At 43.7% G+C, this 24806-nt stretch carries 20 protein-coding genes and 1 riboswitch; of the genes, 2 read left to right on the top strand and 18 right to left on the bottom strand.

Going from position 1 to position 24806, the window contains the following annotated elements:
* Positions 1–105 precede the first annotated feature (105 nt).
* The gene (locus tag AC4CVD_RS16040) at positions 106–942 is read left to right on the top strand and encodes a putative porin (RefSeq protein WP_490753430.1); all 837 of its coding nucleotides are present in this window, start codon (positions 106–108) and stop codon (positions 940–942) included.
* A gap of 48 nt (positions 943–990) precedes the next feature.
* On the opposite strand, the gene recJ is transcribed toward AC4CVD_RS16040, so the two are convergent.
* From recJ to AC4CVD_RS16090, 10 genes are all read right to left on the bottom strand, one after another.
* Positions 991–2697, bottom strand: a complete 1707-nt coding sequence (recJ, locus tag AC4CVD_RS16045) for a single-stranded-DNA-specific exonuclease RecJ (protein WP_490753431.1) — start codon at positions 2695–2697, stop codon at positions 991–993.
* Positions 2698–3354 carry a pyridoxamine 5'-phosphate oxidase gene (gene pdxH, locus AC4CVD_RS16050; protein WP_259232880.1) on the bottom strand — a complete coding sequence of 219 codons (657 nt, stop codon included), beginning with the start codon at positions 3352–3354 and terminating at the stop codon, positions 2698–2700.
* A gap of 13 nt (positions 3355–3367) precedes the next feature.
* Complete coding sequence (gene glmM, locus AC4CVD_RS16055) at positions 3368–4699, bottom strand: phosphoglucosamine mutase (protein WP_490753432.1); 1332 nt, start codon at positions 4697–4699, stop codon at positions 3368–3370.
* 122 nt (positions 4700–4821) lie between these two features.
* Positions 4822–6288 carry an IMP dehydrogenase gene (gene guaB, locus AC4CVD_RS16060; RefSeq protein ID WP_004691717.1) on the bottom strand — a complete coding sequence of 489 codons (1467 nt, stop codon included), beginning with the start codon at positions 6286–6288 and terminating at the stop codon, positions 4822–4824.
* Positions 6289–6512: 224 nt separating this feature from the next.
* Positions 6513–6878 (bottom strand): YkgJ family cysteine cluster protein, encoded by a 366-nt coding sequence (locus tag AC4CVD_RS16065; protein WP_490753433.1) that lies wholly within the window; start codon positions 6876–6878, stop codon positions 6513–6515.
* A 94-nt stretch (positions 6879–6972) separates the two neighbouring features.
* The gene (locus tag AC4CVD_RS16070; protein WP_490753434.1) at positions 6973–7770 is read right to left on the bottom strand and encodes an oxygen-binding di-iron domain-containing protein; all 798 of its coding nucleotides are present in this window, start codon (positions 7768–7770) and stop codon (positions 6973–6975) included.
* Between the two features lie 182 nt (positions 7771–7952).
* A complete protein-coding gene (locus AC4CVD_RS16075; RefSeq protein ID WP_490753435.1) occupies positions 7953–8528 on the bottom strand; it encodes a TMEM165/GDT1 family protein in 576 nt (191 codons plus the stop codon).
* A 75-nt stretch (positions 8529–8603) separates the two neighbouring features.
* Positions 8604–8753, bottom strand: a riboswitch (yybP-ykoY riboswitch).
* Positions 8754–8892: 139 nt separating this feature from the next.
* Positions 8893–10863, bottom strand: coding sequence for a 2-oxo acid dehydrogenase subunit E2 (locus tag AC4CVD_RS16080; RefSeq protein ID WP_490753436.1), 1971 nt, complete (start codon positions 10861–10863; stop codon positions 8893–8895).
* Positions 10864–10865: 2 nt separating this feature from the next.
* On the bottom strand, positions 10866–13568 hold the full coding sequence (aceE, locus tag AC4CVD_RS16085; protein ID WP_490753437.1) for a pyruvate dehydrogenase (acetyl-transferring), homodimeric type: 2703 nt from the start codon (positions 13566–13568) through the stop codon (positions 10866–10868).
* A gap of 278 nt (positions 13569–13846) precedes the next feature.
* Positions 13847–14530, bottom strand: coding sequence for a M23 family metallopeptidase (locus AC4CVD_RS16090; RefSeq protein WP_490753438.1), 684 nt, complete (start codon positions 14528–14530; stop codon positions 13847–13849).
* 108 nt (positions 14531–14638) lie between these two features.
* On the opposite strand from AC4CVD_RS16090, the gene AC4CVD_RS16095 reads away from it, so the two are divergent.
* Positions 14639–15079, top strand: coding sequence for a hypothetical protein (locus tag AC4CVD_RS16095; protein WP_058870506.1), 441 nt, complete (start codon positions 14639–14641; stop codon positions 15077–15079).
* 97 nt (positions 15080–15176) lie between these two features.
* Here AC4CVD_RS16095 and lpxC read toward each other — a convergent pair whose 3' ends face one another.
* From lpxC to gshB, 8 genes are all read right to left on the bottom strand, one after another.
* Positions 15177–16079 carry a UDP-3-O-acyl-N-acetylglucosamine deacetylase gene (gene lpxC, locus AC4CVD_RS16100; RefSeq protein ID WP_490753439.1) on the bottom strand — a complete coding sequence of 301 codons (903 nt, stop codon included), beginning with the start codon at positions 16077–16079 and terminating at the stop codon, positions 15177–15179.
* A 123-nt stretch (positions 16080–16202) separates the two neighbouring features.
* The gene (gene ftsZ / locus AC4CVD_RS16105) at positions 16203–17399 is read right to left on the bottom strand and encodes a cell division protein FtsZ (protein ID WP_004691726.1); all 1197 of its coding nucleotides are present in this window, start codon (positions 17397–17399) and stop codon (positions 16203–16205) included.
* Between the two features lie 163 nt (positions 17400–17562).
* Positions 17563–18825 (bottom strand): cell division protein FtsA, encoded by a 1263-nt coding sequence (ftsA, locus tag AC4CVD_RS16110; protein ID WP_490753440.1) that lies wholly within the window; start codon positions 18823–18825, stop codon positions 17563–17565.
* A gap of 66 nt (positions 18826–18891) precedes the next feature.
* Complete coding sequence (locus tag AC4CVD_RS16115; protein WP_236770560.1) at positions 18892–19746, bottom strand: cell division protein FtsQ/DivIB; 855 nt, start codon at positions 19744–19746, stop codon at positions 18892–18894.
* Entirely contained in the window at positions 19747–20676 is a 930-nt protein-coding gene (locus AC4CVD_RS16120; protein ID WP_348957904.1) for a D-alanine--D-alanine ligase, read from the bottom strand.
* 56 nt (positions 20677–20732) lie between these two features.
* Positions 20733–22181 (bottom strand): UDP-N-acetylmuramate--L-alanine ligase, encoded by a 1449-nt coding sequence (murC, locus tag AC4CVD_RS16125; RefSeq protein WP_004691731.1) that lies wholly within the window; start codon positions 22179–22181, stop codon positions 20733–20735.
* A 12-nt stretch (positions 22182–22193) separates the two neighbouring features.
* Complete coding sequence (murG, locus tag AC4CVD_RS16130) at positions 22194–23291, bottom strand: undecaprenyldiphospho-muramoylpentapeptide beta-N-acetylglucosaminyltransferase (RefSeq protein ID WP_291389349.1); 1098 nt, start codon at positions 23289–23291, stop codon at positions 22194–22196.
* A 480-nt stretch (positions 23292–23771) separates the two neighbouring features.
* Positions 23772–24716, bottom strand: coding sequence for a glutathione synthase (gene gshB, locus AC4CVD_RS16135; protein ID WP_490753535.1), 945 nt, complete (start codon positions 24714–24716; stop codon positions 23772–23774).
* Positions 24717–24806 lie beyond the last annotated feature (90 nt).

The raw sequence follows: 24806 nt of genomic DNA on the forward strand, positions 1-24806 counted from the left end.
TAAGGCATTGTTATAAATAAAGATTGACTCCCTGCCACTTTTTTGTACACTTCGTTACAACTGTCATAGAACAGTCATATTTTATAACAAAGAGAGAATTTCTACATGCTTAAACAACTTGCACTTACTACCGCACTTATTGCGAGCCTCGGAACTGCTCACGCTTACCAAGCAGAAATCAATGCAAACTACGAAAATACAAGCTTTGATGGTGATAGTGAAGATCTTGATACTTTTGGCATCGGTGGCAAGTACTACTTAAATGGGGTAAATACTAAAAATTCGCCACTGGCAGAAGCCGCTTTTTTAAGTAAAGCAAGCAACATTGGTCTAGGCTATACAAACTCAAGTATTGATGAAGACGGTGCTGATTTAGAAATTGACTCAGTCGGCTTAAATGGTGAATTTTTCATCCCAAACTCTCAATTTTATGTTTCTGGTAGCCTAAACCGCTCAGAAGTAACGGTTGAAGGTGAATTTGGTAAAGTATCAGATGATAATGTAGGTTATGCATTAGAAGCAGGTTACCTGCCTGTCGATGGGCTACTCATTGCGGCTGGTGTTGCCAAAGAAAATCTTGATCCAATGTATGTTTCAAAAAATGGCTTCATTGATACATTCTCAAATATCTCCGCAGTAGCAGACGATACAGCTGTGACCTTACGTGCTAAATATGTGACTCAAATTGGTAACCATTTTACCAATTTTGAAGGTGCAACATACTTTGGCGATGAAACTGCATACCGCTTAGGTGCTGATTTATATATCGACCCAACCTTAAGTGTTGGTGTTTCATTTATGGATACAACATTCGATGACTTTGACACTGTTTGGGCTGTTCGCGCGCAAAAATTCTTTACGCCTACTATTGCTGTCGGTTTGAACTATACAACAACTGAAGATGCTGATTCATACGGTATCAATGGTACATTCCGCTTCTAATTGCAACTAAAATGTATAAAAAAAAACCGCTCTATAGAGCGGTTTTTTTTAATGTTGTTCTAAATGCAAAATGCGAAGTTGTACGCTGACATTGCCACGAAATTCATTTTTATCCAGCTCATAAACCAAACGAACTTGATGGTTCATCTCATTGAACTGGTATTTGTCCGCCGCATTAAAAGCAATGGCATCCACGACCTGTCCATTGTCTAAAGCTATACGTAATTTTAAATGCACTTCTTTCAACCAGCGGAAATCTAAAATTTGAAAGTTTCCTTCAAAAATAGGTGCTGGAAACTTTTGCCCCCATGGACTAATCTGCTGTAGAAGATCGACCGTTTCAACCTGAATATTTTCTGCTGCTAACTCACCATCGGTCCATAAAGTCGCCGTAAATAAACCTTCATCCTGAGCTGCCATCAGTACTTCAAAGGCCTGCTTAAACTCTTCAAAATGGACTTTTTGAATGGTTAAACCCGCTGCCGCAGCATGCCCACCAAAGTGGCTGACCAAATGTGGATATTGCTCAGCAACACACTCAATGGCATCGCGGATATGCACTCCTTCAATCGAACGTGCTGAACCTTTAATATGTATCCCATCTTCATCTGCGGCAAATACAATACTCGGACGATGAAACTGTTCTTTTAAGCGTCCCGCAACAATGCCAATCACCCCTTGATGCCAATGCGGCTCGAACATAATTAAAGCCGTAGGTAAGACCGTATCATCCAGTTGAATTTGATCCAAGGCTATTAAGGCCTCTTGTTTCATCGTCGCTTCAACCTGACGACGTTCCACATTCAACTGATTCAGTTGTTCTGCCAATGGATAGGCAGAGGCAAAGTCCTGTGCCAATAGACACTCAATCCCGATGTCCATGGTTTCCATACGACCTGCTGCATTAATACGTGGTCCCAGTACGAACCCCAAATCTTGCACTTTTAAAGTTGTAGCCTCTCGACCTGCAATCTCCAGTAGAGCACTGATACCAGGGCGGCATAAATGCTGTTGAATGCGCTTCAGGCCAACATCGACCAAGATGCGATTGTTATAGTCAAGACTGGCAACATCGGCATAAGTTCCCAAGGCTACCAAATCCAAATGCTGACTCATGAGTGCCGAAGACTTATTTAGTTTTTTACGATAGGTCGATAAGTTAGCCAAGACATAAAAGGCCACACCCACCCCAGCTAAGGCTTTACTTGGAAAATCACACCCCAACTGGTTCGGATTCACTACCGCTTGGGCACTAGGAGTCGGTTTGGTGGTCAAATGGTGATCGGTAATAATCACCTGCATGCCATGATCTTGCGCTTGTTTCACGCCGTCATGACTGGAAATACCATTATCCACAGTAATCAATAAATCAGGTGTAAAGCTGGTAAATGCTAAATCCGCAATCGCAGGCGTTAAGCCATAACCATATTTAAAGCGATCTGGAACCAGATACTCTACCTGCGCCCCCATTTCTCGCAAAGCCAAGATCATTAAAGCAGTGCTGGTTGCACCATCCGCATCATAATCACCCACAATGACAATTTTGTGTTGCTGATCAATTGCAGCATCTATCAACTGAATCGCTTCATTTAAGCCTTTCAGACTAGGGGCCAGTAAATGCTTGAGCTTTAACTCCAGCTCCTGCGTTGACGCCACCCCACGGCGGGCTAAAATTTCTGCAATAAACGCAGGAATGTCCTGAAATAATTCAGGACAGGTAATAAAGGGTCTTTGCTTAATTTGAATGGCTGACATTTATGGCATCAAACGCTTCAGCATCCATACATCTTGCTGTTTTTCATAACTTAAACGGTCATGTAAACGGTTTGGACGCCCTTGCCAAAACTCATAGTAGTCAGGCTCGAGACGGTAGCCACCCCAAAAGGGGGGTTTATTCAGTTCTGATTTACCTTCAACTTGGTTCTGCAATTGCGCAAAACGTTGTTGCAAGACTTCACGGCTTTCAATCACACCACTTTGTGGTGTACTGATATGTGCCGCAATTTGGCTATCTCGTGGACGTTTATGATAGTAGTCCGTCGATTCTGCTTCAGAAATTTTGACTACTTTACCACCAATTCGAATCTGACGTTCCTGCTCTTGCCAATAGAACAGTAACTCTGCATATGGGTTTTCAGCCAAATCATTGCCTTTTTGGCTGTCATAATTGGTATAAAAATCATACCCTTCTTCGGTTGCACCACGTAGCAATACCGTTCGCACATGCGGGCGACCCTGTACACTTGCTGTCGCCAATGACATAGCATAGGGTTCGTGCAGTTGTGCTTCTAGAGCGTGATTAAACCAAAGCAAGAACTGGGCATGTGGATGGGCTTCTACTCGATCTTCACGCAGCTCGCCTTTTTGATAACTTAAACGAAGTTCGCTGAGATCTTTAATTAAATCACTCATTTTTCACTCCTTATTAAGCTGCATTCGCACGTACAGCATCAGCCAATGTATGGGCTAAAGTGCTGACTTCATCGAGGTCATCCCCTTCCACCATGACACGAATCACAGGCTCAGTGCCTGATTTACGGATCAACAAACGACCACGACCTTTGAGTTGTTGCTCTGCTTTATCAAATTCAGCCACCAAAGCAGGTACCGCATAAGGGTCAAACATCGCCTCTAAACGTACATTCACCAGCACATTCGGTAGAAGCTTAAAGTCAGCAACCAATTCATGCAGCGCTTTCTTCTGCTCGACCATCACAGTAAGCACTTGTAGAGCCGCAATAATGGCATCGCCTGTGGTACTTTTGTCCAAGGTTAAGATATGCCCTGATGGCTCACCGCCAATGACCCAGCCTTTTTCTTCTAGACCTTGTAGGACATAACGATCCCCCACTTTGGCACGTAATAACGCTACACCCGCTTTTTCCAAAGCCAGTTCCAAAGCCATGTTTGACATCAAGGTGCCCACTATTCCAGCAGGCTTTTTAGCACTTTGTGTCGCCAAGATATATAGAATATGGTCGCCATCAATCAGCTTGCCAGCTTTATCGACTAACATGACACGGTCTGCATCCCCATCAAAAGCGATGCCCAAATCTGCACCATTTTCAACCACAGCTTGTTGCAAACTTTCAGGGTGTGTTGAACCACAACCTTCGTTAATGTTTAAACCATTGGGTTCATTATGAATAGCAATAACTTTAGCACCTAGCTCACGAAATACCGATGGCCCCACGCTATACGCTGCACCATTCGCGCAATCCATCACAATCGTTAAATCATTCAAGTCATAATGATAGGGAAATGTGGATTTACAGAATTCAATATAACGACCTTGCGCATCATCTACACGGACACTTTTACCCAAGTTGGCAATATCATCAATGATGAGGTCTTTTTCTAATTCTTGGTTAATTTCTTCTTGTAGCGCATCTGGTAGTTTCTTACCTTCACTGGAAAAAAACTTGATTCCATTGTCAAAATAAGGATTATGTGATGCTGAAATCACAATGCCTAAGCTTGCGTGTAAAGCACGAGTTAAATGGGCAATCGCAGGCGTCGGTAAAGGACCCAACAGATGCACGTAAACACCTGCAGCATTCAGACCTGACTGTAGTGCAGATTCTAAAATATAGCCCGATAAACGCGGATCTTTGCCCATCACTACAACAGGTTTTGCTTTTTTACTGTGACGTTTTAAAACTTTCCCTGCTGCAAAGCCTAATTTAAGTGCAAATTCAGGGGTAATAGGGAGAACGCCAAACTTACCACGAATACCATCGGTACCAAAATAACTCATATTTTACTCACTTCTTAATGGTGATCTAAATCATCACTTTTTTACTGCCAACACTTTACACCAAAACGAAAAAGCCGTCATAAAAATGACGGCTTTTACTTTGAACAATTGGTATAGCTGAATTAGCCAACGCGATAGTTCGGTGCTTCTTTGGTAATCGTCACGTCGTGAACATGTGACTCCGACATACCTGCCGAAGTGATTTTCACAAACTTCGCATTTTGACGAAGATCTTCAATCACAGATGAACCCGTATAACCCATAGAAGAACGTAAACCGCCCATCATTTGGTGCACAATGTTGCCCATTGGTCCCTTGTATGGCACACGACCTTCGATCCCTTCAGGAACAAGTTTCTCAGCACCTGCTTTAGAGTCTTGGAAATAACGATCCGCAGAACCTGTTGCGCCTGCCATCGCGCCCAATGACCCCATACCCCGATACGCTTTATAGTAACGACCTTGGAAGAATTCCACTTCACCTGGCGCTTCTTCAGTCCCAGCAAGGAGTGAACCGACCATAATCGTACTCGCACCCGCGCCAATCGCTTTCGCCATATCGCCAGAGAAACGAATACCACCATCTGCAATTAATGGAATTTGATCTTTTAGTGCATTAGCCACGCTATCAATCGCAGAAATCTGCGGCATACCAATACCCGCCACAATACGAGTGGTACAAATTGAACCTGGGCCGATACCGACTTTGACCGCATCTGCGCCTGCATCAAGGAGTGCCAATGCAGCATCACCAGTTGCAATGTTACCGCCAATCACTTGGACTTGTGGGTAATTCGCTTTCACCCAACGTACACGCTCGATCACACCCGCAGAGTGGCCATGCGCCGTATCTACGACAATTGCATCTACACCCGCTTCAACCAAAGCCTCTACACGGCTTGGTGTTTCTACACCTGTACCGACGGCAGCGCCCACACGTAAGCGACCAAGATCATCTTTACAGCTACTTGGATAACTTTCCGCTTTACGGAAGTCAGTGACTGTAATTAAACCTTTGAGTTCGTTGTGTTCACCAACAACCAAAACTTTTTCAATGCGGTGCTTTTGCAGTAAAGCTTGAATATTTTCTTTCGACTCACCTTCACGAACAGTCACAAGGCGGTCTTGACCAGTCATGATGTTACTTACAGGTTGCTCAAGGTTCGTTTCAAAGCGTGTATCGCGACCTGTGACAATACCGACCACTTTGCCATCTTTCACAACAGGCACACCGCTGATGTTATTGGCTTGAGTAATCGAGATCAATTCGCGCACTGTGGTTTCAGGTGTCACAGTAATTGGATCTTTCACCATTCCTGCTTCAAATTTTTTCACACGACGGACTTCTGCAGCTTGTGCAGCAATATCCATGTTCTTGTGCAAAATACCAATACCACCGTTTTGCGCCATCGCAATCGCCATACGTGATTCAGTCACCGTATCCATTGCTGCTGAAACAAGGGGGATATTTAAATTAATGCCGCGCGTGAATCGTGTCTTTAATGAGACATCTTTTGGGAGAACAGTAGAATAGGCAGGGAGTAATAGGACATCATCAAAAGTTAACGCGTCTTGAACGATGGTCAACATGGCAGTCTCACTGGTAATTTCCGTGCGCTATTATAAACAAATATGAACTTAAATTTCATTTCAATTGAAAATTTATTTTTTTATCTTAGAAAATAAAGTGATAAAACCTATATTTTATTTGAGACCTTCATTTTCACCTTTATTTTTTTATTTGTTGTTTTAAGATGGGTTCAATTGACGTTCTAAAACTCAAAAAAGCAGAGCCTTGACTCTGCTTTTACCGATTAACACACTTGATCAAAACCTTCAGCGTTGACTGGAATGCTCGCTTCCAATTGCACAAATGGAATCATATTGTGCGCACGTCGCGCTTTGTTGCATTGATCATCAGCAATTTGAACTTCTTTACATGAAGAGCTACGCTGTTCATACATCCCACAACTAACGTGTTCACCAATGGTACCTTGCAGTGCAATACAGCGTGGGCTGGCTTGATTGGTTCCAGCCATGCATGAATACACAGCCGTCACTGGCTCTGTGTAATGTTCAGGCATGGAGATGCCTTCAGCCCAGTAAAATGAGACTCTAAAAAAGGCACAACATGCCCCACAGCTTAAACAGGCATCTTCCGTTGGAACTTGAGACAACATCCTTTATATTCTCATTTTCAAAAACTTTTTTTGGAAGAAAATATTAAAAAAATTGTGGTTGCCAAACAAGCAAAATTTACGACTATTTTGTCACTTAAGTTGGACAGGTAAAAACACTCTCATCCATCAAGTCGGTACCGCACTCCAAAGTCTCAATCCAGTCTAAAAATTGATGAATCTGCTCTTGCCCAATAAACGGTGTCCCATGCTGCGGTACAATCATTTCAACATCCATGGTGCGGACCATATTGACCCATAAACGAATCACTTTGTTATTGCACATATAGCGTTGATGAAACCCTTTCATTTTAGGAATATGCGCAGCAAAGTTTTCCAAAGGCTTTGAGGCATCATCCACCATCGATGCCCCCATATCGCCTGAAAATAGAATCTTGGCAATTGGGTCATAAAACTGAAAATTGCCTACCGAATGCAGAAAATGGGCAGGCACAGCAATAATGGAGGATTGTCCCAAAGTGATGACTTGACCGTGGTCAGGCAACTCCACTAAACGATCCAGCCAGTTACCTTTCATTCGCTCACTCATAAAAGCAGAGTTCAAGTGGGGTAAAAAGCGTGCCCAAAGTTTAGATGCCACCACTTTCGCTTCGGTATAGACCAACCAACGCGGCATTGAGGTAATAATATCGGGGTCTTGGTGTGAGGCCATCACAAAATCAAGATTGGTCAAACGGGTATATTTATTCAACTCCATGGTCAGTGGTACATAGGTTAAATCACCACCCGGATTTAAGACCGCAGCACGCTCATGGTCAATAATTAAAAACTGATTTGCCTGTACACCCTCGCCTTTGACCAAGCTGGTAAAGCTAATACACTTATGTGTGCCATCATCATATAAAACCTGTGACGTTGTGCGGTCAAATGCCATGCCCATCCCCTCAAAATGCTGTTTTTCTTAAAAGACTTTTTAATACCTATAACATATATGGATTTACACAAACTTACAATGCATTTGCGACCAATATCATTTGATATATCAATAAATTGAAGATCATTTTTCAATAAAAAATCCCGATTTTTTAAGTCGGGATTCTTATTTTCTACGGTGAATTAGAAGAAATAATGCTGGATAAGTGTTGCAACACCAATGACCAAGAAAATGGCCGCACCAATTTTATGAATTAAGGCAATTGGCAACTTGGTCGCCAACTTATCGCCAATAAAGACCGCTGGCGCATTGGCCAACATCATCCCTAAAGTCGTACCCAACATCACCCAAACTATACTGTCAAAACGTGCCGCTAAAGCCACTGTCGCAATTTGGGTTTTATCGCCAATTTCGGCCAGGAAGAACAACACAAACGTTGCGCCAAATACCCCTAGTTTCTGCCATTTCTTAATGCTGCCTGACTCATCATCCAACTGATCAGGAATCAACATCCAACCCGCCATAGCAATGAAACCAATCGAGAGAATCCAGATCAGCGCATCAGGACTTAAAACTGTGGTGATCCATTGACCTAAAACAGCAGAGACGCCATGGTTAATAATGGTCGCCAGAAAAATAGCCAATAGAATTGGGACGGGTTTACGGAAACGTGCAGCAAGTAACAATGCGAGCAGTTGGGTCTTATCGCCCATTTCAGCTAAAGCCACGATGGCTGTGGAGAGGAGGAATTCATACATGATGTCTTTCTCTGGCTAGCATAACAAATACCAATGACTCACCGCTCCTGCTAGCCAAAAATCTGCAGAGTGGTAAATCAAAGGTCTTGCCAACAAAAGAAAGCTCTTTAGAAGCTCATTTGGTTCTTTGCTATGATGACCATGCTCGTTTTAGAGCAAATATGTTGATCATCACCTGTTCTGAAGAACAGCGGCTACTCCCCAATGAAGTAACACCATGTTAGGCGAAAATATGTTTTTTGGCAATCTATAAATACAAAAGACCCTGCCGAGGCAGGGTCTTTATTGAGGTATTTTTTCAGTGCTTCCAGCCGCTATTTTCCTCTTTTGAGAAAAGAGAATAGCTGGGCTAAAAGATAGATCATCAGATCAGCAAAGTACGGATGTCTTTCAGTAGCTTGGTCAGCTTATTGGTAAAGCGCGCTGCATCCGCCCCATTGATCACACGGTGATCATAAGACAGTGACAACGGCAACATCAGTTTCGGATCAAAACCTTGACCATTCCATACCGGCTGCATCGTCGCTGGAGAAATCCCCAAAATCGCGACTTGTGGCCAGTTCACCAATGGTGTAAATGCCGTACCACCAATTGCACCTAAGCTTGAAATCGTGAAGTTTGCACCTTGTAGGTCTTTCGGCGAAAGCTTCTTATCACGTGCTTTCTGACCCAATACACCGAGCTCCACCGCAATGTCTTTAATTGATTTCTGGTCTGGATTACGTAATACAGGAACGGTTAAACCATCTGGTGTTGCTACAGCAATGCCCATATGGATTTCGTTACGCAAGAGTACAGACTTGCCATCATCAGCCAAGTGACCAGCAAAATCACGTTCTTCTTTGAGTAAATGCGCAACAGCTTTAATAATGAAAGCCATGATGGTCAAGCTAATACCATCTTTCTTAAAGTTACCTTTAAGATCATTACGCCAAGCTTCAAGTTCAGTAATATCCGCCAAATCAAACTGAGTCACTTGCGGGATATAGTTGTTTAAAGACAACTGAGGAATAGAGACTTGTTGCAGACGTGTCAGTACTTTCTCTTCAACACCACCAAATGCACTAAAGTCAGGCAGTTTCGGTAAGCCCGCAGCAGCAACAGCCGTCGCAGCAGGTGCAGTTTGCGGTGCGGTTAAACGACCTTTCACATAAGCAAAAATGTCATCTTTCATTAAACGTGCATGTGGACCAGAAGCTTTGACTTCTGCCAGCACCACGCCCAATTCACGCGCGAGTTTACGTACCGCAGGACCCGCGTAGACTTTAGCATTGGCTGCATTTTGCTCTTTGGTCAACTTATCTGTACCTTGAACTGCTGGTGCAGCCTGTACAGTAGATGCCACTACTGGTGTAGTTGCAGCTGGAGCCGCTGTAGGTTTCGCTGGTGTCTGAGCAACAGCTTGAGCCACTGGTGCAGGGGCTTGGCCTTCAGCTTCAATGGTCACCAAAGCCACACCTTCCGAGACATTTTGTCCCAATGCAACATGAATGGCTTTAATCACACCCGCTGTTGTGCTTGGTACTTCCACAGTCGCTTTGTCTGATTCAACCACGATGATACTTTGGTCTTTTTCAACCGTATCACCTACTGACACCAAGATTTCAGCAACAGCCGCTTTGTCCACACCCAAGTCAGGCACTGCAATTTCAACTGCACCTGCAGGCGCAGCAGCAACTTGTGGCGCCGCTTCAGCAGGCTGAGTTTCAGTAGCTTGAGGTGTTGCAACTTGAGTAGGTTCAGCAGTCACTTGTGCAACTGACGCTGCTGTTTTTACAGTCAGAATCACTACGCCTTCTTTAACACTGTCACCAACTTGAACGCTAATTGATTCCACTGTGCCTGAAATCGTACTCGGTACTTCCACAGTCGCTTTGTCTGACTCAACAACAAGGATGCTTTGATCAACGTCAATTTGATCGCCAACCGACACCAAAATTTCACCAACGGTTGCTTTTTCCACACCAATATCTGGCACCTGCACATCAATCACTTGTGATGCTGTAGTCGCAGCGGGTGCAACTGTTTCAGCAACAGTAGCGGGTGCAGTCTTTTCTTCAGCTTGTACAACGTCAGCCTGTGCTTGTACTGCTGGCGCTTCAGTTTGTCCCTCGGCTTCCAGCTCAATCAGCGCTGCACCTTCAGCGACCGAGTCACCTAAGTTTACTAAAATGCTTTTAACAACGCCTGCTGAAGTGCTAGGCACTTCAACAGATGCTTTGTCTGATTCTAATAGAACGACACTGTCATCAACCGCAATGCGATCGCCGACTTTGACCAAAATTTCAGCAACAACGGCTTTATCTACACCAATATCAGGAGTTGTAATTTGCATACTTATTTCTCCTCTTTGTAGTCAGCTACAGCGTGTACAGATGGCGTTGCTTGAGGAGCCCAAGCCACAGGACGGTCCGTATCTAATTCAAATGTAGAGATGGCATCTTTCACTAAGCGTGCATCCACTTCACCTTCATCAGCCAATTTCTTCAGTGTGGCAACAACAATGTGCGCTGCATCTACACCAAAGTAGCTACGTAATTTAGCGCGTGAATCTGAACGACCATAACCATCTGTACCCAATGCTACGAATGGACGGTTGTCTGGAAGATATGCACGAATTTGTTCGCTATAAGCACGCATATGATCTGTTGCAGAAACCACGATACCTTCTGTACCGCGCAGTTGCTCAGTCACCCAAGCTTCTTTCACATTCTCGCTCATTGGATGCAAGCGGTTATATTCTTCACATGCCATACCATCACGTGCAAGTTCATTGAAACTTGTTACGCTAAATACATTTGAATGGATTTGGTATTCATCACGTAAGATTTGTGCTGCTTTAATCACTTCACGAAGAATCACACCTGAACCCATCAACTGAACAGTGGCTTTTTCATCTTTTTGAAGTAAGTACATACCACGTTTAATGCCCTCTTCAGCACCTTGTGGCATTTCAGGATGCTCGTAGTTTTCGTTCATTACCGTTAAGTAATAGAAAATACGCTCTTGGTTCACATACATGCGTTGTAAACCATCATGCACAATAACTGCTAATTCATAACCAAAACATGGGTCATACGACACACAGTTCGGAATCGTGTTCGCAAGAATATGTGAGTGACCATCTTGGTGTTGTAAGCCTTCGCCATTGAGCGTTGTACGGCCTGCTGTTGCGCCCAATAAGAAACCTTGTGCTTGTGCATCACCTGCAGCCCATGCAATGTCGCCAATACGTTGGAAACCAAACATAGAGTAGTACATGTACATTGGAATCATGGGTAAGTTATTGGTTGAATAACTGGTTGCCAATGCCGCCCAAGCGCTCATTGCACCTGCTTCGTTAATGCCTTCTTGAAGCATATGGCCATCTTTTGCTTCACGGTAATGCATCAACTGTTCTTGGTCTTCAGGCGTGTAATGCTGACCATTGGCTGCATAAATACCTAACTGACGGAACATACCTTCTAGACCAAAAGTACGTGCTTCATCTGGAACAATTGGCACAACACGGTCTTTAATTGCTTTTTCTTTTAACAATGCAGCGATTAAACGAACCATCACCATGGTGGTTGATTGTTCTTTGCCTTGTGAGCCTTTTAATACTGCATCAAAGACAGAAAGTTCTGGAATAGCCAACTGTTCACTTTCTTTGCGACGTGCAGGTAAGTAACCACCTAGTGCTTCACGACGTGCTTTCATATATTTCAATTCAGGCGAGTTTTCGCTTGGACGATAGAAAGGCACTTCTTCTAATTGCTCATCGTTAAATGGCAAATTGAAGCGATCACGTACATATTTTAAAGATTCGATTTGCATCTTTTTGATTTGATGCGTTTTGTTTACTGCTTCAATTTCATCAGACAAGCCATAACCTTTAACAGTTTTCGCTAAGATTACAGTTGGTTGACCTTTGGCTGTACATGCTTCTGCATAGGCTGCAAAAACTTTGTACGGGTCATGACCACCACGATTTAGATTATCAATATCTTCATCGCTTAAGTCTTTAATCAACTCAGCCGCTTCTGGGTATTTACCAAAGAACTTTTCGCGTGCATATGCACCGCCCTTCACTTGTAAGCGTTGGTATTCGCCATCCAGTGTTTCTTCCATAACCGACTTTAAAGCGCCAGTTTTGTCTTTTGCAAGTAGCGGGTCCCAATGACGGCCCCAAACCACTTTAATGACACGCCAGCCCGCACCACGGAATAAAGATTCTAATTCTTGAATAATTTTACCGTTACCACGTACTGGGCCATCTAGACGTTGTAAGTTACAGTTTACAACCCAAATGAGATTGTCTAATTTTTCACGCCCCGCAAGTGAAATTGCACCTGTGCTTTCTGGCTCATCCATCTCGCCATCGCCAAGGTATGCCCAAACTTTGCGATTTTCTTCTTTAATCAAACCACGGTTCATCAAATATTTTTGAATATGTGCTTGGTAAATCGACATGATTGGGCCAAGACCCATCGATACCGTTGGGAACTGCCAATAATCAGGCATTAAGTATGGATGCGGATAAGAAGGTAAGCCAACACCGTCCACTTCACGACGGAAATTGTTTAGATGCTCTTCAGTCAAACGACCTTCAAGGAACGAACGCGCATAAATACCTGGCGCACAGTGACCTTGATAATAAATCATGTCCCCGCCAAAGTTGTCGTTATTGGCACGGAAAAAGTGGTTAAAACCGACATCATATAAAGTTGCTGAAGAGGCGAAACTTGCCAAGTGACCACCTAAGTCATCACCCGTTTTATTGGCACGGAGTACCATCGCTAGCGCATTCCAACGAATCAATGCACGGATACGACGCTCCATGTCTTGATCGCCCGGCATTGCAGGTTCTTCAGCCACTGAAATTGTATTTAAATAAGGCGTATTTAATCGCTGAATAGGGACATGTTTAGCGATTGCTTGTTGATACAGTTTTTCCAGTAGAAAAGCTGCACGCTCAGTCCCCATGTGTAGTAAAACGGAGTCAAACGCATCTTGCCACTCTTGCGTTTCTTGCGCGTCAGTATCACCATAAAACGCCATAATTCACCTATTTCGATATCCTAATCTTATACGCTAATATGTATCATACTTTCGTCCTATAAGAGTATCGCTACAGCTGAATATGGCTGAGCCATACTATTTAGCAACTAAATAGTCATTTACCATTCGTTACCCAAGATAACAAAAAACCGCCAATTTAGGCGGTTTTTTATACATTTAATGCTATTTTTTGATGCTAACTTAGATTTCGTCAGAGCTGTATTCCTTTTTCAAGCATCAGACCAACGGTAAGTTCGGATCATCTGAACAAATCGGATTTAAGGCAACATTGCTAGATAAGTCGATGGGTTTTTGCGTTGACCATCTTTAACTACTTCATAATGTAAATGTGGGCCAGTACAACGACCTGTACAACCGACATTGGCAATATGTTCACCCGCGTCTACACGGTCGCCAACACGAGCGATTAAACGTGATGCATGAGCATAGCGCGTGATGTAACCATTGCCATGGTTAATTTCAACATATTGACCATAACCTGTACCCCAACGTGACTTGGTCACAATCCCTGGACCTGTCGCATAAATCTGTGTACCGCTTGGCGCAGCAAGATCTAGACCTGAGTGACGCTCAGCACGACCATTCATGGTTCGGCCGCCGTAACTTGAGCTAACACGTGCGCTTGGAAGTGGGTGTGTCACTAACCACGAATATGGATTATTTGAAAAACTTTTTGCAGAGGATTCCGAACCGTATTTTTTCGCCAGTGAAGCGTTGTTGAGTTCAACTGTTTTCTCACGTAGTTTCACGGACATTTTCGTTTCGGCAGGGATATCAATATCATTAGATTCGGTATAAGCGCCTTCCGATAAAGTGCGTGTCAATTGCTCAATTCGATCCGAAGATGCATTATTTGTATTGAGTTCTACCAAATCAGCGAAGGCTACTGAAGCAGCCGATGCCGCAAAAGAAAAAGCCAACAAAATACGTCGCATATGCATAAAAAACCTCTTAAAACTGTTCTTACGAATGTTTCTTGCGTGATCTCGTCCTTGATATCTACCGAAAGAAGCGCATAAGATTAAGACATTAACATGAAGGAAATATGTATGTCCGAACCAGTGAATCTCTTTCAACAAACCAGAAAACACATAAAAACAGGAAACTTAACGTTTCTCTCAAAGCAAGTGACTGCATGGCAGAAACTTACAAAACTGATTCAACCTATCCTACCGCAACCAGAGCAGTGGCAGGTTGTTTGTTATCAATATGGTATTTTGACGATTACCGGCGAAAATCAAGCGATGATTAGTCAACTTGGCTACCTTCAAAAACAATATATTGCACAACTGTCGGAACTTGATGAGTTTAAAGACCTACAAAAACTCCAAGTTCGTTTGAGAATCCCCTCTCAAACACCCGCAAAGATACAATCTATTTCAAGATCGTTAAGCACAGAAACTCAAGACTTAATCCGAGGTGCTGCTGACTTTGTGAGCGACCCTAAGCTTAGCCAAGCAATGCGCCGTTTGGCAAGCAAAAAAAAGTAACCTCGTCGCGACTAGCTTTAGAATTGCGTTTTTAAAATGATAAATTCATCACATTTATACTTGTTACAATATAACATCACATAATAAAGACAATGACTTAAGTCACACTCACATAAGGAATTGGACACTGATCTTCGTCATCAAATGTTACAATTTCATAGCTGCTTGGATCACTTTGGACATTGCGCAATAATTGATTATTCAAAGCATGCCCAGACTTATATCCATCAAATTTGGTAATAATTTGGTGGCCGAGCAAGTAAAGATCCCCCACCGCATCTAATATTTTGTGACGAACAAACTCATCTGAGAAGCGTAAACCTTCTTCATTTACCACCCCGGTTTCATCAACGCCAATGGCATTGTCTAAACTTGCCCCCAAAGCGAGATTATTGGCTTTAAGATAATCCAAATCTTTCATGAAACCAAAAGTACGGGCTTCGCTGACTTCATAAACAAAGGTTTCGGTTGAAAAATCAATAGTGGCAGACTGATATTCTTTCTTAAAAGCGGGATGATCGAAGTCAATGGTGAAGTTGAGTTGGAAACCCTCATGCGGGCGGAAAATGGCGCGTTTGTCGTCGATGAGAGCTTCAACAGGTTTGAGTATTTTAATAAATTTTTTAGGGGCATCCAGTTCTTTGAGGCCACCTTGCATCAGTAAGTAAATAAACGGACCCGCACTGCCATCCATAATCGGCACTTCAGAGGCAGACACTTCAATGATCAAATTATCAATACCCAGACCTGCAATTGCACTCATAACATGTTCAATCGTACCGACTTTGGCATCTTCTTGAACTAAGTTTGAACACATGAAGGCTTCTTGAATCAACATGGCATTTGCACGAATGTCGACGGGTGGATTGAGATCGATACGACGAAACACAATTCCTCCGTCCGCATGATGTGGCACAAAGTTAATTAAGACTTTTTGACCACTATGCAAACCAATGCCGCTTGCTTTAACGACACGTTGTAGAGTTCTTTGTTTCAACATGTTTCATATCATCTCACCACTAAACCGCTATACGTTAGCATATTTAGCCATTGATAAAAAACAAAAAGGTAGTCAGAGACTACCTTTTCTTCATCACATGTGGCTTAAGCACATAGACAAATACTACTTACGTTGTTGATTTTTCAAGTAATCTTGAATACTCATTGGTGTTGGACGTGCAGCACTCACTGTCGATGCAGAACTCGCTGCAGCAGCCACGTCTTGGTTCTGACGCTGGATTGCAGGCACATCATCATCTTCAACAACCGCTTGCGTTGCATGCCCATGTTGTGCTACCTGCACATGTGCATTTGGACGCTTCACTGGCTCAGCAGAATCTGCTGAATTTCGAGTTAAACCTGTTGCAATGACAGTGACACTGATTTCATCACGCGCATCTGGATCAAATACGGTGCCATAGAAGACTTGGCCTTCGTCTAGATCGACAATTTGGTTCACAACATCAGTAATTTCTTCAATTTCGCCAAACGTGACGTCATCACCACCCGTCACATTAATCAGAATCCCTTTGGCATTCATAATGGTGACATTATCTAGCAATGGACTACGGATCGCTTGTTCGGCTGCTTGACGTGCACGGTTTTCACCACGACCTAAACCTGCACCCATCATGGCATAACCACGTGTGCTCATCGCAGTTTTCAAGTCAGCAAAGTCAAGGTTAATATGACCTGGGCGTACCACCAAATCAAAGATACTACGGACCGCATTTAATAAGACATCATCCGCTTTTTTGTAGGCATCTTTCATTGAGATGTCACGGAAAACTTTTAACAAACGTTGGTTTGGAATGATGATTAAAGAATCTACATGCGCTTCTAATGCTTCAATGCCTTGCTCCGCAGACTGAAGACGACGCTTACCTTCAAAGTTAAACGGTGTCGTTACCACGCCTACGGTTAAAATACCCATTTCTTTGGCAATTTCAGCAACCACTGGCGCAGCACCTGTACCTGTACCACCGCCCATGCCGGCAGTGACAAACACCATGTCAGTGCCTTCAAGGTGTTGACGAATCAAGTCACGACTTTCTTCAGCCGCTGCTTGACCGACATTTGGATTGGCACCTGCACCCAAGCCACGGGTACTTTGCTCACCCAACTGGATTTTGAATTGTGCATTCATACGGTCTAGCGCTTGCTTGTCCGTATTGGCACATACAAATTTTACACCTTGAATATCTGACTCAAGCATGTGTTGTACGGCGTTACCACCTGCGCCACCAACACCAAACACAGTAAAACGGGCTTGACCGTTGCTATCGGTTTGATCATCTTCTAAAAATTCAAATGAGGCCATGACCTATAGATTTCCTAATTCGTTATTGGCAGTCACTTAAGCCCGTATACTGCCTTGATCTTAATAAACAAAATTGCTTTTAAGCATGCTGTGCAAGCCATAGCTTGTCAAGTTTAAGCAATGCGTTGTACAACTTCTTAACAATATTCCAAAAAAATTCAACTTAAAAAACAGATTTCAGCTTTTCATTGAGTCCAGACCAAGCACGTCCAACGCGTTTAATCAGAGACAGTTTTTCTGTATCTTCTGGTTCCACTATGGTTTCTTGTGTTTCGCTCTGACTAAACATCAACAAACCTGCGACAGTGGCATACTGAGAGCGACGCAGTGCAGCAATATTTTGCTCATCTGCTGTCACTTGCACAGGTGGATTACCCAAATGCGCAGACACACCCAACATACGACGAGTCAGCGTCACCATACCTTCGATTTGACTGGCATCACCAGTTAACACCACACCATGATACAAACCATGAATCGCACCATTACGCTCTAGCTCTTGGCGAACTTGGCCTAAGATTTCTTCATAACGCGCAATCACGATTTCAGTCAGCTCAATACGACTAATCGTTTGCGGACCATCAATCCCTTGGATCTGAATCATATGGTCCGGTTTAACCGACTTAATGTCGACACACCCATAGAGTAATTTAATTCGCTCAGCTTCTTCAGTGGTGGTTTGTAACACAGCAGCAATATCACGGGTGACATGCTCGCCACCACGCTGCAAAGTATGCGTCAAGGCTAAACGACCATCTAAATACACCGCAATGTTGGTGGTACCTGCACCAATATCAACCAAACAGACACCATACTCTTTTTCATCTTTGAGTAGGCTCGCTTCTGCCGTTGCCAGACAAGACACCACCAGTTTCTCCACCCCGATGTTCGCGCCTTTTAAGGCCCGATCAAGGTTTTGCATGGTGCTAATCGGTAACATCATCAACTGATAATGACCAATCATGCTGTGGGCAGACATCCGTATTGGGTTTTGTACCCACTCAGTGGAGTCATCCAGCTCAAAGCCCAGTGGAACAGCACTAACCAAATAATGATCCGAGGTCATGTGGCTGGCTTTGGCCAACTCTAATGCACGAACCACTTCACTTGTTGTAATTGTATGGTCAGTATTTTCAACTGGCGTGCGTCCTGATGCATAAAAGCTTTTTAACTCGGCACTTGGGATTGAGACCCATGCGGAATGGACACGGCATTCAGCCATATCTTCTGCTTCTTGCACGGCATTTTTTATCGCTGTAATGACTTTATCAAGACTTACAATTTTTCCTTTATTCATGCCTCGGTTACGAGCAGTTGCCATTCCTATCACTTGGATATTGTCTGGCGCATGTACCTTACCAATCAAAACTGAAACTTTGTGCGTCCCAATGTCAATCGCAACAACTGAGGGAACCGCTTCATTCATTATTTACTACTACCATCACATGTTTGTTTAATTTATGGCTTTATGCCTCTGTTTTAAAGCCAAGTATTATGGCTTTGCTGCTGCTCCACCTGCAATGCTTGTGTCATCAATCGTTACAACAAAATGACCATTTGCTATCTTTGGTGCGGCAGCATTCTTCCATTGGATGGCCAAGCCATTCCGATAACGCAAATCAATGGCAGATACTTTGGCCCAAACTGGCTTCAAATCACTTTGAGCCAAATAACTCAGACGTTGCAGCTTACTCATGGTTTGATCCTGATCTACGATAACACGTAAACCTGAATCGAACTGCATAAACCAAGTCATACGCTCCGTTAAATATAGTTCTTTTAAACGCAGATTGACTGGCTGGAATAATTGATTAATTTCATTATAACGGCGCATCATCATTTTAGACTGACTGATTGGACCGTGTAATAAAGGCAAATTCTGATTATTTTTCGGCGTCACTTCGCTAAATACGTCACCGCTGTCACTTAAGAGACGCCCTGTCCCCCAACGTGCAATTGCATGCCGTGGCATAACACGAACGCGAATCGCATTCGGCCATGCGCGCGAAACCACCACGCGATCGACCCAACCCAACTCTAAAGTACGATCACGAATTTCTTCTAAATCTGAGGTAAAATAATTATGAGTAATGGCTGCTGAAACATGTCCCATCACCTGATTTTTTTCCGCCTCAGAACGTACGCCTACCACATCAAGTTCGGCCACACGTGCATCCGTCATGACTTGATATAAGCCATAAATACCAACCAACAGCACCGCCACGGCAACGACCAACATCACCCAACCACCGAAGTTGGCAAGCTTTTCCTTACGCGTCGGTGGTTTATCGTGTATCGAAGTAATCGCTGCGCGTTTACGGCGCATAGAAGCGGGTAATTGCGCCATTTAGTGAGCCGCACCTGTCAGTGTTTGCTCTAAAATTTGGACACAAAGTGCATCAAAGCTATAACCAACTGCATTTGCTGCTTTCGGCACCAAAGAGTGACTGGTCATCCCAGGTACGGTGTTCACTTCTAGTAACCAGAAATTGCCTTGCTCATCTTGCATCGCATCAATACGACCCCAACCACTTGCACCCACCGCTTGGAATGCACGGAGGCAAAGCGCTTGCAACTTCTGCTCCTCTTCAGTGCTTAAGCCACACGGAATTCCGTATTCCACATCATTACGTTGATATTTCGCTTCATAATCATAAAAAGCCACATCCGCAGGCGGTTGTAGACGAATCACAGGTAGCGGTTGACCATTTAAAAATGAAATCGTGAACTCACGTCCCGTAATCCATTTTTCAGCCATCACCACAGCATCGTGTTGGGTCGCTTTGGCAATTGCCGCTGCCAAATCTTCTGCTTTTTCAACTTTACTCATGCCGACACTTGAACCTTCGTGTACTGGCTTGATAATCAGTGGAAGACCCAAATTCGCCACCACTTCAGTTAAATCTGACTCTTGGCTAATAATGCGATAGGGTGCTGTCGGTAAGTCTGAACCCTGCCAAACTTGCTTGGTTTTAACTTTATCCATGCCAATAGCAGAACCCTGTACGCCTGTTCCGGTATACGGGATATTGAGCCACTCCAAGACCCCTTGGATTTGACCGTCTTCTCCACCGCGACCATGTAACACAATAAACGCACGGTCATAACCGACCAATTCGGTCACACTACGCTCTTGCGGATCAAAAGCCTCTGCATTTACACCCGAACGAACCAATGCTTCAAGTACAGCTGCACCACTATCTAGAGAAACCTCACGCTCAGCAGACTTACCACCAAGCAACACCGCTACTTTGCCGAATTTTGAAGCATTTGACACGTTGATATCCTTAAACTTTATGACTGTTTTATTCATTGAGTAATCACAAAACGTGATTATTTTAAATATAAATGATTGCTTGCAAGCTCAACCGAGATAGCCCCCACATTACCTGCGCCTTGCGTCAATAACAAGTCATCCGCTTGTAACACTTTTTTCAACGCATGCTGCAAATTACCTTCGACTGGATCGATCAAAATCGGCTCTACATCGCCACGTAAACGAATACTACGCGCCAATGAACGACTGTCTGCACCCACAATCGGTTTTTCACCCGCAGGATAGACTTCAAGCAGCAACAACTGATCGACATGTGACAGTACATCCACAAAGTCATCGAAACAGTCACGGGTCCGGCTAAAACGGTGTGGCTGAAACATCATCACTAAACGGCGGTCTGGATGGCTTGCTCGTGCAGCTTTAATGGTCGCTTCAACTTCTTTTGGATGGTGACCATAGTCATCCACCAATTTCACATTACCGCCTTCGATGTCAAATTCACCTTGGACTTGGAAACGACGACCTACACCGCTGAAACTTTCCAACGCACGTGCAATCGCAGCATCAGACACACCTTCATCGGTTGCAATACCGATCGCCGCAAGTGCATTTAAAATATTATGCAAACCCGGCAAATTGATGGTTAAACGCAAAGGCTCACGATCTTTACGTAATACGGTAAAGTGCGACTGCATGCCTTCTTGTTCAATATCTACTGCACGAATGTCATTGTCTTCGTTAAAACCATACGTGATCAATGGACGACCAATGCGCGGCATGATTTCACGAATGTTGGCATCATCGCCACACACCACAGCCAAGCCGTAAAACGGCAGTTTTTGTAAGAACTGTACAAAGGTATCTTTTAAGACATCGAAGCTACCACCATAGGTGTCCATATGGTCTGCATCAATATTGGTCACGATGGTGGCCATTGGTTGCAAATGCAAGAATGAAGCATCTGATTCATCTGCCTCTGCCACGATAAAACGACTCGCGCCCAGTGCAGCATTCACACCAGTACGATTCAGCAAACCGCCAATCACATAAGTTGGGTCGAGATTTTCTTCTGCCAACATACACGTGACAAGGCTAGTGGTCGTGGTTTTACCATGCGTTCCCGCAACAGCAATCCCATGACGGTAGCGCATCAGCTCACCCAGCATTTCTGCACGGCGCACCACAGGTGTACGCGTTTCAATGGCTGCTTTAATTTCTGGGTTTTCTGCATCAATTGCAGTCGACACCACAATCACGTTTGCCCCTTGAATATTTTCAGCCGTATGCCCGATATAGACTTTGATGCCGTTTTCTTCAAGCTGAGCCGTGGTTTTTGATGCTTTGATATCTGAACCTGAGACTTTGTAACCTTGGTTCTTGAGCACTTCAGCAATACCACACATACCCGCACCACCAATCCCAATAAAATGGATGTGCTTAATACGGCGCATTTCTGGCACTTTAATTAACTTTTTTGCTTGATCAGCAGGCGTAGATGGCGACATAAAATACTCGGTTTACAATGCTTGAATTAAACGAACCACATGGTGGGTTGCATCGGGTTGTGCTTGCTGACGTGCTTTCACTGCCATTTCAGACAATAACTGACGGTTCATCAAGGGTAATAATAATTCTTTTAAACTCTCGGGCGTCATGCTTGCTTGTGGGCAAATTTTGGCTGCACCGATATTGGCTAAAAACTTTGCATTGGCCGTTTGGTGATCATCCACTGCACTCGGCAGCGGAACAAACACCGCAGCCACGCCAGCAGTCGCGATTTCGGTCACGGTTAACGCCCCAGCACGGCAAATAATTAAATCGGCATCGCTATAAGCTTTGGCCATATCTTCAATAAAAGGGTGGACTTCAACCTGAAGCTGCTCAGGGGCATCGGCATAACGCGCTTGGGTCGTATCTGCATGGTTTTGACCACACTGATGATAAACGCTTAACGGCACATTCAATTGCTTCAATGCTTCAGGAACACGCTCATTTAACGCTTGTGCACCCAACGAGCCACCCACAATTAAAACTCGCAGTGGCAGACCTGCTTTTTCACGTTCTTGATAACGCCAAGACGGATTTAAAATTTCCGTAATCTCTTTGCGGACGGGATTACCCGTGGTCACAATTTTATCTTGTGCAGCAAAGGTATTTGGAAATGCCTGACACACTGTTTTGGCAATACGTGATAACTGCGTATTGGTAAAACCCGCAATCGCATTCTGCTCATGAATAATCACAGGAATACCCAGTGCACGCGCAGCCAATCCACCTGGCCCAGCGACATACCCCCCAAAGCCCGCAACGGCATCGACTTTGAGCTGCTTCATGTAACGCATTGCACTTAAAGTGGCTTTTAAAATTTTAAAGGGTGCCAATACTTTGCGGACTAAGCCATTGCCGCGCACACCTTGAATATCAATTTGATAAATTGGGATATCATGATTTTTAAGCAGGCGATTTTCCATACCTGTAGGCGTAGCAAGCCACGAGACTTGGCAGCCTTGTTGCTGTAATTCCTTAGCCACAGCAAGTGCTGGAAAAACATGCCCGCCCGTTCCGGCAGCCATCATCATTACATGTTTCGGCTTTGTTTGTGTTGCTTCGGTCACAGTCTAATTCTTCAATTCTAAAAATATGGAAACAAAATTCAATTTTAAGCGATCAATTGTAATCACAAACGCATAACCGCGAAAGATTATTTACTTTTTTTCAACAGGCATTTGATTGTTTTTTTCTACTGATTTTCAAGTTTAAACTAGATTTGTTATCAGATGTGCATTTTTACTCAAACTACAGCACACAATCAGGCTCGACAGCGCAATTGGCGATATTTAAAAATAAAACTATGAAGCTGATTTGAATCAAATATTTAACATCATTCTAAAGCCCAATTCACTTCATTTTAGCGCTTAGAAATACAATCTGAGCGCATACATTTGAGTAGGATGAAAATTTGTAGTGTCTGGCAACATAATCCGCTTTATTTTCAACCAAATTGATACACTTTGCAGCAAAGTACAGCTCTATTTCAAAACCGACCACAACCATGAAAGAAAAAAGGAACCATTTCAGGTTCCTTTTCTGTCGTTTTAGCTGGCTTTGCCTGCTTCTAAGATATCAAATAAAGTATCGGCAATCGAGGTACCAAATTGCGCATCAATCTCACGAATACAGGTTGGACTGGTGACATTAATCTCGGTCACATAGTTGCCAATTACATCAAGTCCAACAAAAACCAAACCTTTTTCACGTAAGAAGGGTCCCACTTTTGCAGCAATCGCCTTGTCGTTTTCAGTCAAAGGACGTGCTTGACCCAAACCACCTGCGGCCAAATTCCCACGGACTTCGCCGTTTTGTGGAATACGCGCCAAACAGTACGGAATAGGTTCACCATTGACCAGCAAGATACGTTTATCCCCTTCCACAATTTCAGGAATATAACGCTGCGCCATAATCGGACGTGTGCCCATTTCCGTCAACATTTCCAAAGTTGAGCCAATGTTCACACCATCTTGATATAAACGGAAAATTCCCATGCCACCCATCCCATCGAGAGGCTTCACAATCACATCACCATGTTCTTTGATAAATTCACGGATCAGGCTTTGTTGTGAAGTCACTAATGTAGGGACTTGCAGTTCGGGGAACTGCGTGGCAAACAGTTTTTCATTACAGTCACGTAAGGACTGTGGTTTATTGATAATCCACGCGCCTTCACGTTCCGCTTGTTCCAAAATATAGGTGGTGTAGACAAAGTTCATGTCGAACGGTGGATCTTTACGCATCAAGATCACATCGTAATCAGCCAAGGACTCTTTTTGCTGTTCGCCCAACTCAAAATAATGATCGTAGTCTTCAAACACTTTTAAGGGAGAAATCAAACCAAAGGCTTTGCCTTGATGGATATATAAATCGTGTTGTAATGCATAACCCAACTCATGTCCGCGACGGCTTGCGGCCCATAACATGGCCATGGTGGAATCTTTTTTCAGATTCACCGTTTCAATCGGGTCCATCACTACCAGTACACGCATAATTCTCACGCTCATATTTTTTAAACTTGGCAAAAAGTATAACGAAGTTTTCAGGTTTGGGTGCAACAAGTTGTGTAATAATTAAAGATC

It is taken from the genome of Acinetobacter sp. LipI_23, assembly GCF_058243045.1.